Below are 15,052 nucleotides of genomic sequence, written 5' to 3'. Positions count from 1 at the left end.
CCGCCGGCTGTCGCTGCGGACTTGCACCTCACTTGATCGCCCCCGACTCAACACCCTTGAAGAAGTACCGCTGCACAGCGATGAACAGAACCATGATCGGGACGATGGCGATGATCGAGCCGGCCATGATGACCCGCGGGTCGAAGGACAGCGACGACGCGGCGAGGCGCGCCAGACCGAGGGACAGGGTGTAGAGCTCTTCAGATCGCAGCACGATGAAAGGCCACAGGAAGTCGTCCCAAGCCGCGATGAAGGAGTTGATGACCACCACCACCAACGACCCCTTCGCCGCGGGCAGGTAGAGGCGGAAGAACCGGCGCCACTCGTCCGCGCCGTCAAGCATCGCCGCGTCCTCGATCTCGTCCGGTACCGCCGCGAACGTCGCCCGCATGATGAGGACATTGACCGCCGCGATGGCTCCGGGCAGCCAGACCCCGACGAACGTGTTGTCCAGGCTCATGTCACGGATCTGCATGTACAGCGACACCATGATCGACTCGAACGGGAACATCATCGAGACGATGAGCAGGCTGTAGAAGCCGGACCGGCCACGCCAATGACGACGAGAGAGCATGTAGCCCGCGAGCGTCGGGAAGACGACCTGCGACCCGATCGTCAGGGCGCACATGATCAAGCTGTTGCGGATGTACTGCGCCATCGGCACCTGCTCGAACACGGTGCGGTACGCCGCGAGCGACGGGTCCTGCGGGAGAAAGGTGGCCTCGCTGCCGAACAGCGCTTCTTCGCTTCCCTTCAACGAGGAGAACAGCTGCCACAGCAGCGGGCCCACAGAGATCGCGAGGACGAGCAGGAGCAGCACGTAGCGCACCACGACCGCGCGCTGGCGTCCGCGGGCATACCACCACGTCATGACTCCTCCCTCGAGCCGAACTTGTGCGACAGCACGGCAAGGCCGACCGTCAGAAGGAACAGCGCGACCGAGACCGCTGCCCCGTATCCCGCGTTGCCGGCGATCGGATCGAGCGCGGTGTCACGGATGTAGAAGGGCAGGGTCTGCACCTGCCCGCCAGGTCCACCGGTTGCGCCTCCCAGGACGTAGATCTCGGTGAACACCCGGAGCGACCCGATACCCGACATGATCGCGATGAGAAGCATCGTGAGGCGGACGCCGGGCACCGTGACGTGGATGAACTGGCGCACCGCGCCTGCGCCGTCGAGCTCGGCCGCCTCGTACAGGTCAGAGGGCACATTTGCGAGGGCCGCAAGGTAGAAGATCATGTACCAGCCGAGTCCCTTCCAGACGGTCAGGGCGATAGCAGACGCGAGAAGCAAGACCGGGTCGGAGAGGAAGGGGACGGGCGAGTCGACCAGGCCGACGCTCCGGAGCGCGGTGTTGATCGGTCCACGCTCGTTGAGCAGGTTCTGCCACACGAGGGCGACCGCCACCATCGACGCCACGACCGGCGCGTAGAAGGCCGTGCGGAACAAGCCGATGCCTGGCAGGTGCTTGTAGACAAGCTGGGCCATCATCAGCGGCAGCACGACGAGCAGCGGGACGGCGATGAGCGCGTACACGATGGAGTTGCGTGTCGCACGCCAGAAGTTGTCGTCGGTGAGCATGCGCTCGTAGTTGGCGAGACCCACCCACTCACCGCCGCCGCCGAGCGGAGTGGCGTTCGTGAACGACAGCACGATCGTGTTCAGGAACGGGAAGACGCCGAAGGCGGCGATGACGATCACCGTGGGAGCGATCCACAGCACGGGCATCCACCACGGGCGGTACATCCCCGCTCCGGCGGTGGAACGGGGCCGGCGGAGGCGCCCCGTTCCGCCGCCGGAGCGGGTACGTGCCGCCCACGGGACCTGCTTCACGGACGAGGTGGTGATCGTCATCGTTCCTCCTGGCCCGTCGCGTCTCAGCCCTGGTTCGCGAGGATCTCGTTTGCCGCATCCTCCGCGTCCTGGAGTGCCTCAGCTGCCGGCTTGTCACCCGCGATCGCGAGCTGCAGCTCCGACACCACTGCGGAGTTCACCGCGTCGGACCAGTTGTAGATGAACGTGTTGACGGCGTCCGTCGCGAGCTCGACGGAGATCTCGTTGGCCCGATCGAGGGGCGTCCCGCCGGAGAAGTCACTGAACTTCGGGATGTCCAGCGACTCGGACGTCGACGGGAAGTTGGAGATCCGCTCGTCCTCGACGAACGTCGTCTGCCACTCCGGGCTCAGGAGGAACTGCGCGAAGGCGAGCGCGGCGACGGGGTTGTCGGAGGTAGAGGGGATGCCGATGAGCTGGCCCTCCTGGAACGCCGTGCCGCGCTCGTCGAGCAGCGAGGCGACGCCCGTACTCTCGTACGTCGCCGGGTTCGTCTCCTGGACGTAGCGCAGGAACGAGGCATTCGTGGAGCCCCATACGACGTCGCCGGCCGAGTAGAGCTGCGTCACGTCGACATCGCTCGACAGGGTGTCCTTGGGCAGCGCGCCCGCGGCGTAGATCTCCGCGTACTTCTCGAGCCACTCGAGGATCTTCGGGTCGTCGGCGAAGGTGAACTCGCTCTCGTCCTCGTTGATGACGGCCGCGTCCATGAGCTGCCAGTCGCTGGGCACGCGCTGGGCCGGGTTGGCGGCGAAGGCGTAGAAGTCGCCGCCGGAGTTCTGCGCCACGGTGGTGGCCATGTCGAACTGCTCCAACACGGACCTGGGCGGGGCTGCCGGGTCGAGGCCCACCTGGGTCATCAGCTCGGTGTTGAAGGTCTGGAGCCCCGTCAGTCCCCAATACCAGGGCATCACGTAGTGGTCCTCCGAGCCGGGGAAGACCAGGGACTCCCAGATCGAGGGGATGAATTCGTCCCCGTAGCCAGGGGCCTTCGTGGAGACGTCGAGAAGGAAGCCCTCACGGTAGAGGGCATACGCCGTCGTCTGGTTCACGTTGACGACGTCGGGCAGGTCGCACGCTTGCGCATCGGTGACCAGGCGCTGGGTGAACGTCGCATCGCCGGGGTCGTCCTGCCACTCGACGGTGACGTCCGGGTACTCCTCTTCGAATGCGGCGATGAGTGACTCGAAGTACGGCGAGAACGACTCCTTGAGCGCTGTGGTCTGGAAGGTGATGGTGCCCGACGGCTCACCGCTCAGCGGCTGGTCGTTCGCCACCTCCTCGCTGAGCTCGCACTGCCCGGCCATCGCGGGCGAGTCACCGTCGGCGGACGTCGAGCTGCCACCGCCACCGACGCCGCACGCGGCGAGCAGCACGGAGAGGCCGGCGATGCCGGCACTGGCACGAGCGGCACGCCGGCGACAGGCCGGCGGGCGAAGGGGGTTGAGTGACATGGTAGGCGGGCCCTTTCAACTGGGGTTGGTCAGCTCGGCGACCGGGGGGTCCGGGCATCGAGGCAAGCGGGCGACATCTGAGAGAGCTTCGATCGAATGGTCATAGGCGACCGGATCTGCGGTGTGCGGGGCGTCCGTACACGTGGTCTCGCGCGTTGTCGACGGCCTGAGCCAGCGCGCCCGACAGACCGGCGCCGGCGCCGATGCCGGTGGGCACGATCCGTGGGCGCAATTGCGAGGCGTCCCGGATGAGGGTCTCGGCAGCATGCGCGAGCCGCTCGCCTCCCGCGATGCCGACGGAGCCGGTCAGCACGACGAGCTCGGGATCCAGCAAGGTGCACACCGTCGCCACGACAACCGCGACACGGCGGGCGACCTCGGACCGGAACCCGGCGCCCGCAGGGTCGTCGCCGGCGAGCACCTGCTCCGGAGTGCGTCCGGGGAGACCGTGGTCGTCGAGCAGCTCTTGCAGGGCCCGCCGGCCGACCTTGCTGTGCAGGCCCGCGTCGGGGGTGCCGATCGGCGCCTCACCAAACCCCGCGGGTGCCAGGCCCAGCTCCCCGGCGTACCCGTGTGCACCGCGCAGAAGCACGCCGTCCAGAACGGTGGCGGCGCCGAGGCCTTCGTCGAGGCTCAGCAACGTGAAGCTGGCAGCGTCGCGAGCGCTACCCGTGCGCGCCTCGGCCAGCGCCGCAAGGTTGACGTCGTTCTCGAGATAGACAGGGCAACGCAGCGCAGCGGTGAGTCGGTCGCGCTGCCCGGTGCGCCAGTCGGGGTGCTCGGAGACGAAGTCGAGGTCGCCGTCGGGCGTGACGACGCCCGGGGTGCCAACCACGACCTGCCACAGGTCCGCGCTCCCGTAGCCGGCTTCGACCGCGGCGGCGCGTACGGCCGTCGCGACGTGCGCTGCCGGGTCCTCTCCGCGGCGCGGTACGTCGACCTCACCCAGCGGGTCACCCGCGAGATCGGCGACCACCGCGCTCACATGGGTCGGCTGCATCACGACGCCCGCCACGACAGCGATCTCGGTCGCCGCCCTGAAGTGCATCGCGTTCGGGCCGCGTCGCAAGGTTCCGACCTCGCCGGCCTCGACCACCAGCCCGCCCTCGACGAGCCTTGCGATGAGGTCGTTGGTCGCAGGCTTCGACAGACCCGTGGTGGCGGCGAGATCGCTGCGAGACAGCGATCGGTGCGTGAGCAGCAGCTCTATGACGCCGAGCTCATTGGCCGACAGAGCCTTCATCGCCATCGCGGTCCTCCCGCTTGGGCCATTAAACTAACAGGTACCTTAACTGTTAGTTTCGTCACTGGGAAGACCCAACGCGAAGCGGGACGAATCAGGCGGGCTCAGCGCGGGGGGCCGCCGGTGGCACGTACCGGTCAGGTGCGGCTGTCGCGAGCGCGAGCAGGCAGAACATCGAGTCTGCCCACGAGAACCAGGGGCGCGTGAACCGCGTAGGGTCGCCGGCGTTCACACTCTCGTGCATGTGGTCGGTGCCGGCGGTGGTTGCCGCCAGAGTTCGGAGCGCCTCGACGCGACGCGAGCGGTTCTGGGTCGTGAGCCCTTCCGTAGCGACAGCGATGGGCCACACCCAGCCGGGCCAGGTGTGGGGGCTGCCCACGCCCCCGAGTGCGGTTCCCTGCGTGAACGTGGGGTTTTCTGGGGAGAGCACGAACCGGCGGGTACGCATGTACCGCGCATCGTCCTGCCGGACGTTCGTGATGAGGGGCAGCGACAGGAGGCTCGGAAGGTTCGCGTCGTCCATGAGCAGGTGCGCGCCGAGTCCGTCGACCTCGTAGGCGTAGATCTCGCCATGCACAGGGTGCACCACGACGCCATACCGCTCGACCCCGGCGCGCAGCTCGTCGGCGAGCACCCGGGCCTCGGCCGCGAGGGCCGGACCGGATTCTTCCGAGGCGGCGGTGACCAGCGCTCCGATGTCGTCCAGCACCGCCGCTGCGTGCAGGTTCGCGGGCACGTTGTAGCCGTAGGTGCACGCATCGTCGCTCGGGCGGAACCCGGACCAGGTCATCCCGGTGACGGCAACCGGACCTCCTCTACCGCCACGGGGCAGCGTGTCGAGCGCGTTGCCGCCGGGCCTCACGAACCGGTACGGCGAGAACCGTTCATGGTCCTGCTCGGTCCGCAGCGTCCGGACCACGACCTGCGCCGCCTGGAGTGCAGGCCCGAGCACCTCCCGTCGCCCTGTCACCTCGAAGAGCCGCGTGGCCAGCTGCAGCGGAAAGCACAGGGAGTCCACCTCGTACTTCCGCTCCCAGATCAGCTGGTCCGCCGGGTGCTCGCCCCACTCGTCATCAGGGTTGTGCGCCCGGCCGTCCGGCCGCAGGTTGAATGCGTTCGCATAGGGGTCGTGCACGATGAGCGCGAGCTGTCGAAGTGCCACGCCGACGAGGACGTCCGCCAGCGGGCCCCGGGGGTCGCTCGCGACAAGAGTGAGGTACGGCCACATCTGCGTGCTGGAGTCGCGCAGCCACATCGCGGGGATGTCGCCCGTGATCACCGCGACCTCGCCGGAGTCGAGGCGCATCAGGCTACGGCGGATCGTCCGCGCGAGGCACGCGCGGAACACGCGCGGCACCTCCGTGCCAGGCAGCGCCGTGCGGACGCGCTCTGTCCAGGCCTCGACGACGTCGTCGGTCAGCACCTTTCGGGTCCAGCCATCGTCAGGCGGCGGACCGGCCGGCGCCGGTGGGACGGGAAAGTCGCTGTCGGTCATGGCCGCCGACGATAAACCAGTGGTCCACGGCTCCGAGCCGCTCGACGATGCCGGGGGACGCCGGACCACTTCTGGTAGATCGAACGTATGTTCGAGTAGACTCGTGTCATGTCCGCACCCGGCGCCACGATCCTGCACGCCGACCTCGACGCGTTCTACGCGTCGGTCGAGCAGCTGCTGGATCCCGCGTTGCGAGGGCGGCCGATCGCCGTCGGTGGCGGGCCCCACGGGGGAGTCGTGCTCGCGGCCTCCTACGAGGCCAAGGTGCACGGGGTGCAGGGCGGGATGCCCGGCTGGCGGGCATCGCGGCTCTGCCCTGAGCTCGTGTTCGTCCGAGGGCACTTCCGGGAGTACCAACGGCTGGGCGATGCCGTGATGGCCGTCCTGGCGGACGTCACGCCGATGGTCGAGCGGATCTCGATCGACGAGGCGTTCCTCGACGTGTTCGGCGCGACGCACCTGTTCGGCCCGCCCGCTGCGATCGGGGCGCGGATCCGCGAGCGCGTCCGCGCCGAGGTGGGGCTCCCCATCTCGGTCGGTGCCGCGCGGACCAAGCACCTCGCGAAGATCGCCTCCCAGGTGGCCAAGCCGGACGGTCTGGTCGTCGTCGCTCCGGGCGCCGAGCGGGCCTTCCTCGATCCGCTCCCCGTCGGTCTGATCTGGGGCGTGGGACCCGTGAACGAGCAGCGCCTCGCCGACCTCGGCATCCGGACGATCGGTGAGCTGGCTCGGACCCCGTCGTCGGCGGTCGAGCACATCCTCGGGCACGCCGTCGGGCACAAGCTCAGTGCGATGGCGCAGGACGAGGATCCTCGCCGGGTCGTCACCTCTCGCCGCGCACGCTCCGTGGGGGCACAGTCGGCCCTGAGCCGGCGCCGCCCTGAGCCCGACGACGTCCGGGCGGTCCTGGCGCATCTGTCCGACAGGGTGTCGCGGCGGCTGCGTGCCAAGGGGCGCGCGGGCCGTACCGTGACGGTCGCGGTGCGTTTCACGGGCATGCGCCGGGCGACGCGGTCCCTCACGCTGCCGGTGCCGGTCGCGGCCACGCTCACGCTCACCGAGATCGCCGAGCGGCTGGCCTGGTCCGCGATCGAGGACGCCGCACCGTGCGAGATCACGCTGCTCGGCGTCTCCGTCTCGAACCTCGCGGACCAACGGGCGATCCAGCTCGAGCTCGACCTCCAGCCGCCGGACCCGTGGCGTCCCGGCTCCGCACCTGGGGCGGCACGGCGCGCCGTCGACGAGTCGATGGACGCGATCCGGACGCGGTTCGGCGGCGACGCCGTCGGCTACCTCCCCGTCGTGCTGCGCCGCGGCGGCGCCGTGCCCGACGAGTTCCGCGAGCTCGCCGAGCACGATCTGTGACGGTCCGTTGCCGCCAGAGGCGTTGCTGGCTTCAATGCGGCAGCAGGTGGCCGACCGGCTTGACGACCCCCTCCGCGGCCCGCAGACCGCCGGCGCCGGACTGACGGCCCCGGCAAGGGGTTTGCAGGACGGCCCGCGCGGGGCGGCCGCCCCGCCGGCACGGAGGTGGACGGTCTGGGCGTCGTTGGCGAACAGGCCGGGGGTGCCGGTTCAGATGAGGCCTGCTTTGGCCGCGTGGGCGACTGCGGCGGTGCGCGAGGTGACGCTGAGCTTGGTTCGAATGTTGGCGACGTGCCGGTGCACGGTGTGCTCGCTGAGCGCCAGCCGCTGGGCGATCTCGTGGTCGCTCCACCCCTGGGCAACCAGGCGCAGGACCTCGACCTCCCGCATCGACAGGTCCGCAGGCGCGGACACCCCGACCTGTCGAGTGACCGCTGGGCCGGAGCCGTCGCCAAGGTAGCCCACGGCGGCGTGCGCGAGGGCCATCGCGTCGCCGCGCCAGGGCAGGTGATCGGTTCCGTCCAGCGCGACGAAGGACGCACCGGGGATCCGGCTGGCCGCATCCCGGCCAAGCGCGAACGGGATGGCTCGGTCCTGGCGGCGGTGCAGCACGAGCGTGGGCGCCCGGACAGCGGGTAGCCGGTCGCGGACGTCGAACTGATACACCGCGCGCAGCGAGGCCACGGCGATGTCGGGTGTCGCGGAGGCCCGCTGGAACCTGACGAACGCTTCGCGGTCCTCAGGTGTGGCGTTGGGCAGGAAGACGTCGGTCAGCAGCCGGGATCCGACGCCCCAGTGCTTGGCCACGATGGTCAGGATCGACTCGCGAGCCTCCCGGTCGGCGATCTCGGCGCCGTTGGCGTAGCTGCCGTACAGCACCAGCCGGTTGACCCGCTCGGGCTGCGCTGCGGCGTACGCGGTGGCAACGCACCCGCCGGAGGAGGCGCCGAACAGCGAGACCCGCTCGCCCACCTGGTCGATGACTGCGGCGAGCACGGCCACCTCGTCATCCAGGTCGGTGATCGGCAACCCGTCGCGGTCAGACAGCCCGGTCCCGGGCCGGTCGTAGCGGACCAGGGTGAACCGGTCGGTGAACATGTCGGCAAAACGCTGGAACAGGGCGTTGCGCCAGTCGAGTTCGAGGTGGCTGCACCACCAGCCGCCCACGACCACGGCAGGGCCGGATCCTGCGGTCGCCCACGCGACCCTCCGGCCGTTCACGCTCGTGAAGCGGACGAGCTGCGCGACGGAACGCATCGAAACAGCGTAGCCAATGGCCCAACAGGTGTGTCTGCGCACGTGGCTGCGGTGCGCGAGGTGCTCGATGGCCTGGTTCGGCCATCGGCGCCATCGGGGGGATAGCCCGTTCAAGCGATGCGCCCGGTGATCAGCGGCTGCTCGAATGGGACCAAGAACGAGTCGAGGAGGACCGATGGATAGGACAAGACTGACGATCGATGAACAACATGTGGGCGCGGCGACACCGGACCGGCTGGGGAGCCGGTTCGGGGCGTTGCTCTACGACCCGTTCCTCGTGCGGGGCGAACGGCTGGGGATGCGGGCGCGCCGCGCGGACCTGCTCGGCGCCGCGACCGGCCGGGTGCTGGAGATCGGCGCAGGCACCGGCCTCAACCTCCAGCACTACCCGCTGGGAGCCGAGGAGCTGCTCCTCACCGACCCCGAGCCCGCCATGCTCCGGCGCCTGCGTGCCCGCGCGGCCGGCAGCCACCGGCCCACTCCCACCGAGGTCGCGCTTGCCGCAGCCGACGCGCTGCCAGCCGACGACGCAAGCGTCGACACCGTCGTCTCCACCCTCGTGCTGTGCACCATCCCCGACGTCGACGCCGCTCTCGCCGAGATCGTCAGGGTGCTGCGCCCCGGCGGTCGGCTGCTGTTTGTTGAGCACGTCCGGGCCGACGACGCCGGGCTCGCCCGCAGCCAGGACCGCTGGGCTGGGCCCTGGGCGGCGTTCGCGATGGGGTGCCGCTGCAACCGCGACACCCTGGCGGCGCTGGGCAGACGGTTCGACATAGAGCGGGTGACGCACGGGCGGTGGCGCGGGATGCCCTGGCTGGTCCGACCGCTCATCATGGGCGCGGCGGTACCGATCCCAGGTGAGCGCTTCGCTCGGACCAAGCCCTGACATGCGACAAGGAGTTCCGACCGGTCGACCCTCCAAGCGCTGATCGAGGACGTGCAAGGCCCTCGAGACCGGAGCGGATGGCGTCGATACCGTCAGGCGGGTCGGCGGCGAGGCGCTGGATCGCGCCAAGTCCGTGAAGGGGAAGCTCTCCAGCAGTGCGCTCGCCAGCGGGCTCTCCAGCACCATCGCCGAACGCGCCGCCCACAGGCGGGGTGACTGACGATCGCTGTCCCGCTCGGTCAGGCCAGTCCCGGGGCGAACCAGGCAGACATCGTCGTCGGCCACGAAGCGACCTGTCTCCAGGTCCGCACCTCCGGCCGGGAGTTCCGGGCACTCAGACACGGTCCGAGCTCCGGCCTGCCGCAGCAGCAGGAAAATATCGTTAAAATTTTTTGTCGAAGACGATTGCACTCTGGGGAAGCACCTGCCATCATCATCATCGATGTGAGCGCTCACACGGTGTCCCGGATCGGACCTGACGCGGCCTCGCGCCCGGCAGTGACTCCCCGGATCCCGTGTCTCGTGCCCTGCGCAAGTGCCCGTCCATCGATGAGGGAGTCAACGATGCCTTCCCGAAGTGCAGTTCGGTTGTCCCGTCGCGCCGCCGCGTTCGTCGCTCCTGTCGCTGTCGTGCTCGTCGGCGTGGCCCTGCCGCTGGCGCTGGCGCCGGCGCCCGCGGCTTCGGCCGCGACCGTGGATCCCACGGCGTGGTACGTGCTGGTCAACCGCAACAGCGGCAAGGCCCTGGACGTGTACAACCTCGCCACCAACGACGGTGCGCGCATCACCCAGTGGTCCCGCAACGACGGCACCCAGCAGCAGTGGCAGTTCGTCGACTCCGGCAACGGCTACTACCGGCTCAAGTCACGCCTGTCCGGCAAGGTCCTGGACGTCTCCGGACGATCCACCACCGACGGCGCCCCGATCATCCAGTGGACCGACAACAACTCCACCAACCAGCAGTTCAGCCTCCAGGACGTAGACGGCCACATCCAGCTGATCGCCCGCCACAGCGGCAAAGCCGTCGAGGTCCAAGGCGCATCCACCACCGACGGCGGCAGCATCGTCCAGTACACCGACTGGAACGGCAGCAACCAGCAGTGGGAGCTGGTCAAGGTCGGCAGCGGCGGCGGGCCGAGCACCGGGACCTACACCAACCCCGTCGTCTGGCAGGACTTCGCCGACGGCGACATCATCCGGGTGGGCGACGCCTACTACTACTCCGCCTCCACGATGCACTACTCCCCGGGCGCGCCGATCCTGCGCTCGTACGACCTCGTCAACTGGGAGTACGCCGGCCACTCCGTGCCGAGACTGGATTTCGGGTCGAACGCGTACGACCTCGCCGGCGGCCGGGCCTACGTCAAGGGGATCTGGGCGTCCGCGTTCGGCTACCGGCCCAGCAACCAGACCTACTACTGGATCGGCTGCGTCGAGTTCAACCGCACCTACGTCTACACGGCGACCGCGGTGGACGGCACCTGGACCAAGCGCGCCCAGATCGACGGGTGCTACTACGACGCCGGGCTGCTCGTCGATGACGACGACACCATGTACGTCGCCTACGGCAACGGCACGATCCACGTGGCCGAGCTGTCCGACGACGGGTTCAGCCAGGTGCGCAGCCAGCAGGTGTTCAGCACGCCGTCGAGCGTCGGCACCCTTGAGGGGGCCCGGTTCTACAAGAAGGACGGCTACTACTACATCTGGCTGACGCGGCCGGCCAACGGGCAGTACGTGCTGCGGTCCACCTCCCCGTTCGGGCCTTACGAGATGCGCCAGGTGCTGCTCGATCTGCCCGGCCCGATCCCGGGCGGCGGCGTGCCGCACCAGGGCGGTCTCGTGCAGACCCAGAACGGCGACTGGTACTACATGGCGTTCGTCGACGCGTACCCCGGCGGCCGGGTGCCGGCCCTCGCCCCGATCAGCTGGAGCGCCGACGGCTGGCCCACCGTCCAGACCGTGAACGGCGCCTGGGGCACGAACTACTCCAAGCCGAACATCACGACGTCGCGCACCGTCGCATCGATGATCGGCCCCGACACGTTCGCCGGGCCCGCGCTCGGCCCGCGCTGGGAGTGGAACCACAACCCGGACCCGAACAGGTTCACGGTGAGCAACGGGCTGCGGCTGCAGACCGCCACCGTCACGAACGACCTCTACAACGCCCGCAACACGCTCACCCACCGCATCCAGGGCCCGTCGTCCACCGCGACGATCGAGCTCGACTACAGCACCATGCGCGACGGCGACCGGGCCGGGCTCGCGATGCTGCGGGACTCCTCGGCGTGGATCGGAGTCAGGCGCGACAACGGCGTCACCCGGGTCTCGATGACCAACGGCCTGTCGATGGACGGCAGCTGGAACACCATCGGCACCGGCACCGAGGCCGCGAGCGCGGCCGTCAGCGGCGGCCGGATCTGGCTGCGGGCCACCGCCGACATCCGGCCCGGCTCCGGACGGCAGGCCACATTCTCCTACAGCACCGACGGCGTGACGTTCACCCGGCTCGGCCCCGGCTTCACGCTCGGCAACTCGTGGCAGTTCTTCATGGGCTACCGCTTCGGGATCTTCAACTACGCCACCAGCTCCCTCGGCGGGGAGGTCACCGTGCGGCGGTTCGACCTGACCGCCCCGTAGAGCACCACCCACCGTCGCCGCGAGCCCCGCCCGCGGCGCGGGCCGTCGTCTCGCATCTCCCGTCCCTCTACCGGTCACGTTGTCAGTACGACCACGCGGCCGTGCGTCACCGCCCACATCACCACCGCACGAAGGAGTGCTCGTGAAAGGCCTGTCTCGTCGCCGTTGGCTCTCGTTGCTCGCCGCGACCGTACTGACCACGTCCATGCTCGCCGTCGGACCGGCGGCCGGTGCCGCTGCTCCGGCCGCTACGGCGGCCGCTGCTGCGGCCGACCCGACCGTCGAGGAGCCGGCGCCGTTGCCTCCCCTGGGCTGGAACAGCTGGAACACCTTCTACTGCGACATCAACGAGCAGATGGTGCGCGAGACGGCGGACGCCATGGTGAGCTCGGGCATGGCCGCCGCCGGGTACCAGTACGTCGTCGTCGACGACTGCTGGATGCAGGACACCCGCGACGCGAACGGCAACCTGCGCGCCCGGACGGACCGCTTCCCGTCGGGGATGAAGGCGCTGGGCGACTACATCCACGGCAAGGGCCTGAAGTTCGGGATCTACCACGCGCCGCGGGAGAAGACCTGCAACCAGTACTTCGCGAACCTCCCGGGGACGTCGTCGAACGGGTACGAGACCCAGGATGCGAACCTGTTCGCCTCGTGGGGCGTCGACTACGTCAAGCACGACTGGTGCGACCCGCGGGGCACCGTGACCGAGCAGGCCGCGCTGTTCAAGAAGTTCGGCGACGCGCTGAAGGCGACCGGCCGCCCCATCGTCTACTCGATCAACCCGAACAGCGCCCACTCGAACACCGCCCCGACCTACTCCGGCTGGGGCGAGTTCGCGGACATGTGGCGCACCTCCGAGGACCTGGACGACGCCTGGTCGACGGGCTGCTCGCCGTCGGCCGACTGCTTCGTCGGGATCACGGAAGCCCTCGACATCATCGAGCCGATGCGCGAGTGGACGCAGCCCGGGCGGTACAACGACCCCGACATGCTCATGGTCGGCGTGCGGAACACGCTGACGCCCACGGAGAACCGCGCGCACCAGAGCATGTGGGCGATGCTCAGCGCCCCGCTCATTGCCGGCAACGACCTGAGGAACATGAGCGCCGACGTGCGTGCGGTCCTCACCAATCGCGACGTCCTCGCGATCGACCAGGACCCGCTGGTGCGACAGGCCGACCGGGTGCGTGACGACGGTGACGCCGAGGTCTGGGCCAAGCCGCTCGCCGACGGCTCCGTGGCGGTCGCCCTGCTCAACCGCGGCTCCGGCAGTCGGCAGATCTCGACCACGCTCGGCGAGGTCGGGCTCGGCTCCGGCACGCACTCGTACCGCGAGCTGTGGACCGGCGCCACGGGCACGACCACCGGGCAGATCACCGCACAGGTCGCCGCGCACGGCGTCGCGCTGTTCAAGGTGAGCCCTGGCGGCACGTCCCAGCCGCCGACAGGCACGGCGCTCGTCAGCTCTGCATCGGGCCGCTGCCTCGACGTGCCCGGGAGCGCCACGGCGAACGGCACCGGCCTGGTGATCTGGGACTGCAACTCGGGACCGAACCAGACGTGGACCCCGACGGACGGCACGCTGCGGTCGCTGGGCAAGTGCCTCGACGCCCCGCTCGATGCCACGGCGGGCACCCGGGTCCAGCTCTGGGACTGCAACGGCGGTAACAACCAGCAGTGGACGTTCCAGGGCGACGGCACGATCCGCGGCGTGCGGTCCGGCCTGTGCCTGGACGTCGACCGCAACCTCACCGCCAACAACACCGCGGTGCTGCTCTGGACGTGCTCGGGCGCGGCGAACCAGCTCTGGACGCGCCGGTAGCCCGGTAGCACTCCCTCCTCCCGGAGAAACTGCGACGAGCCGCCGAGGTAGTCGCTCCGCGTCGCGGAGCGACTAACTCGGCGGATCTGTTGGTGGGCACCAGGGATGATGGGTCGCCGCGTGCCGCAGCCCGCGCGGCAGGACCAGCTCGTCGTCCGGGGTGATGTCGTACCCGGTGACGAACCGGGGTGTGTCCCAGGTGGACTTTCGCAAGCGCTGCAGCTCGCAGAACTCCGGGTTGGCCAGCGAGGCCGCGTGCTTGAGGGTCGCGATCGCCGCGGGCCGCAACTCGCTCGCGTCCAGTACGAGGCCTGCGGCAAGGTCCGCGCGCACGACCGGCGGCATTCGCGGGTGGACCTTCGTGGACTCGGCCCGCCTGGCAACACAGAAGGCCCCCGACGTGGAGGTCGGGGGCCTTCTGTGTCGCTGTCTCAACGAGTGTCCGGAGGGGGAGTGAGCCACTATCCGAACGCCTCCTGGACCTCGGAAGGGCGGCGTGACCCGCCGAGATGTCGGTTGTGGGTCAGTCCGTTTCTGGCGTGGTGCGGATCATCTCGACGGCCTGGTCCTCACTTCACCCCATTTCAGGTCGGCGACCGTGGATCGTGGTCGCCTGCATCTGCAGCGGCCAAGTCGATTGGACGGCGTCGCAGCCAGGTCCAGATCGTCACGTCCGTCCAGACCTGTGCGCGGGTGTGGTCCTCCCTGGATCCCGACACTTCGAGCGCGCGGCTGCTGGCGTCTTGGATCCTGAGATAGCGATGTAGACTGGTCAACACTCTTCCGGCGCCTGCGGGTGCCGGCGGGTCCGAATGAGACAGCGGACTACGAGCGGCTCCCACCCTCCACAGGTGGGGGCCGTTCGTGTCTCTTGACTTCGGCTTCTCGACGGTTCCGGTCGCCTCGGCGACCGGGATACACCCAAGTAGACCCGGCCGTCGAGCGGGCGGCTGAGCGACGAATTCGCTGGTCACAGCCCGGTATGGCCGCCCTTGTGGCAGGGCAGTCGGCTACTGTGTGGCGCGCGACACGACATCGTTGACGGGGCGGCCGA

11 protein-coding genes are annotated in these 15,052 nt (G+C 69.4%); 4 read left to right on the top strand and 7 right to left on the bottom strand.

Going from position 1 to position 15,052, the window contains the following annotated elements; translation table 11 throughout:
- Positions 1–28: 28 nt before the first annotated feature.
- The 5 genes from L1785_RS09915 to L1785_RS09895 form a co-directional block, all read right to left on the bottom strand.
- Complete coding sequence (locus tag L1785_RS09915; RefSeq protein ID WP_236089098.1) at positions 29–871, bottom strand: carbohydrate ABC transporter permease; 843 nt, start codon at positions 869–871, stop codon at positions 29–31.
- On the bottom strand, positions 868–1,854 hold the full coding sequence (locus L1785_RS09910) for a carbohydrate ABC transporter permease (RefSeq protein ID WP_236089097.1): 987 nt from the start codon (positions 1,852–1,854) through the stop codon (positions 868–870). The genes L1785_RS09915 and L1785_RS09910 overlap by 4 nt, the downstream gene beginning before the upstream one ends.
- 23 nt (positions 1,855–1,877) lie before the next feature.
- A complete protein-coding gene (locus L1785_RS09905; protein WP_236089096.1) occupies positions 1,878–3,287 on the bottom strand; it encodes an extracellular solute-binding protein in 1,410 nt (469 codons plus the stop codon).
- A gap of 100 nt (positions 3,288–3,387) precedes the next feature.
- Entirely contained in the window at positions 3,388–4,536 is a 1,149-nt protein-coding gene (locus tag L1785_RS09900; protein WP_236089095.1) for an ROK family transcriptional regulator, read from the bottom strand.
- A gap of 88 nt (positions 4,537–4,624) precedes the next feature.
- Positions 4,625–6,025 (bottom strand): glycoside hydrolase family 125 protein, encoded by a 1,401-nt coding sequence (locus tag L1785_RS09895; protein ID WP_236089094.1) that lies wholly within the window; start codon positions 6,023–6,025, stop codon positions 4,625–4,627.
- A 108-nt stretch (positions 6,026–6,133) separates the two neighbouring features.
- Between L1785_RS09895 and dinB the strand changes: the two genes are divergently transcribed.
- Positions 6,134–7,390, top strand: a complete 1,257-nt coding sequence (dinB, locus tag L1785_RS09890) for a DNA polymerase IV (protein WP_236089093.1) — start codon at positions 6,134–6,136, stop codon at positions 7,388–7,390.
- 210 nt (positions 7,391–7,600) lie between these two features.
- Here dinB and L1785_RS09885 read toward each other — a convergent pair whose 3' ends face one another.
- A complete protein-coding gene (locus tag L1785_RS09885) occupies positions 7,601–8,563 on the bottom strand; it encodes an alpha/beta fold hydrolase (protein WP_236089092.1) in 963 nt (320 codons plus the stop codon).
- 259 nt (positions 8,564–8,822) lie between these two features.
- On the opposite strand from L1785_RS09885, the gene L1785_RS09880 reads away from it, so the two are divergent.
- From L1785_RS09880 to L1785_RS09870, 3 genes are all read left to right on the top strand, one after another.
- Positions 8,823–9,533 (top strand): class I SAM-dependent methyltransferase, encoded by a 711-nt coding sequence (locus L1785_RS09880; RefSeq protein ID WP_236089091.1) that lies wholly within the window; start codon positions 8,823–8,825, stop codon positions 9,531–9,533.
- Positions 9,534–10,097: 564 nt separating this feature from the next.
- Positions 10,098–12,173, top strand: coding sequence for a family 43 glycosylhydrolase (locus tag L1785_RS09875; protein WP_236089090.1), 2,076 nt, complete (start codon positions 10,098–10,100; stop codon positions 12,171–12,173).
- 142 nt (positions 12,174–12,315) lie between these two features.
- A complete protein-coding gene (locus L1785_RS09870; RefSeq protein WP_236089089.1) occupies positions 12,316–13,998 on the top strand; it encodes a glycoside hydrolase family 27 protein in 1,683 nt (560 codons plus the stop codon).
- A gap of 72 nt (positions 13,999–14,070) precedes the next feature.
- On the opposite strand, the gene L1785_RS09865 is transcribed toward L1785_RS09870, so the two are convergent.
- Positions 14,071–14,343 (bottom strand): hypothetical protein, encoded by a 273-nt coding sequence (locus tag L1785_RS09865; protein ID WP_236089088.1) that lies wholly within the window; start codon positions 14,341–14,343, stop codon positions 14,071–14,073.
- Between the last annotated feature and the right edge of the window lie 709 nt (positions 14,344–15,052).

Source organism: Antribacter soli (assembly GCF_021568775.1).
Classification (GTDB): Bacteria; Actinomycetota; Actinomycetes; order Actinomycetales; family Cellulomonadaceae; genus Antribacter; species Antribacter soli.
The sequence above is the reverse complement of the archived record's forward strand: the minus strand, read 5'-3'. Positions and strand labels throughout refer to the sequence as shown.